Here is a 1,202-nt window from a genome sequence, read left to right on the forward strand (position 1 = left end):
CGCCTTCGAAGCCCTGCGTGAAGCGGGCTCGCGTCTGCCAAGGGCGGTTGGGCAATCGGTCAGCATTGTGGGTACGCTGATTGTCGGCGATGCCGCAGTACGTGCAGGCTTGGTCTCTCCCGGCATGGTGATTGTGGTGGCGGGAACCGGGGTCGCGTCGTTTGCTCTGCCGGCGTATGGGTTTGTGAATTCAAGCCGGATTATTCAGTTTGCATTCGTGGTCGCGGCTGGTGTTTTTGGACTGGTCGGGATCGTCGTTCTCGGCCTGGTCCTTGTGACGCATCTCGTCTCGCTCCGTTCTTTCGGAGTTCCATACATGGCCCCCATCGCACCGTTCACTTGGTCGGAAATGAAAGATATGTTCATCCGGGCTCCCTGGTTTGCAACCAAACGACGTCCAGAACAGCTTGAACCAGTTGACAGCGTCAGCAATCGCAGCCCGGCACCGCGGCCCCCCAACAAGCCTGACTCTGGCGAGGGACAGCGATGAGGTCGTACCGGTTTCGCAGGCTGGCCTTCTTCTTCGTGATCAGCATGGGTTCGTTGTTGTTGCCAGGGTGCTTTGATATTCAGGAGGTCGATGATATGAATATCGTCATAGCCCTCGGCATCGACCGGACCGACAATGGCTTGGTGCAGCTGACGGCCCAGATCGTCAATCCCAATGCCGTTCCTTCGGCGGGTGGGGGCCAGTCAGGTTCAGGAGGCGGCCAGCCCTTCCTCATCCGGGATGAGACGGGCAGTTCTATCGAAGAAGCGGTGGAAAAATTCAAGGCGGACGTACCGCACCGAATGTACCTGGCGCACAACACCCTGGTGGTGTTCGGAAGTGACTACGCAAAACAAGGAATTGACAAGGCATTTGACTACTTCGAGCGGAACCGGTACTTTCGCCGCAATCAACTGTTCCTCGTGACACCGGGGCAGGCGCGGGACGTTCTTTCGGCACCGTCCGATCCCGAGCCTCTGAACGCGCTGGGCCTTCGTGATTTGGTGGAGCAGGTAGGCGAGATGTTCCGCGTTGTCGACAGCGGGCAACTGGAGGTGATGAAGGAGTACCTGTCTCCGTCGCAGGCGCCCGTATTGTCGTTGGTAGACAGAGACGCTACGGGCCACCTGCTCATGAAAGGGGTTGCTGTGTTTCGCGGTGCAAAGATGGCGGACGTCCTGACTGTGGAGGAGACGAAGGCGCTCGCGTGGCT

At 58.8% G+C, this 1,202-nt stretch carries 2 protein-coding genes; both read left to right on the top strand.

Features of this window, described 5'->3' with window-relative positions; all coding sequences use genetic code 11:
- A partial coding sequence (locus tag BM357_RS18825) for a spore germination protein (protein WP_139234823.1) occupies positions 1-490 on the top strand: 490 nt, incomplete at its 5' end.
- A 95-nt stretch (positions 491-585) separates the two neighbouring features.
- The coding region (locus BM357_RS18830; RefSeq protein WP_139234824.1) for a Ger(x)C family spore germination protein at positions 586-1,202 on the top strand (617 nt) is incomplete at its 3' end.

The sequence above is a fragment of the Paenalicyclobacillus macrosporangiidus genome (assembly GCF_900116805.1).
Classification (GTDB): Bacteria; Bacillota; Bacilli; order Alicyclobacillales; family Alicyclobacillaceae; genus Alicyclobacillus_H; species Alicyclobacillus_H macrosporangiidus.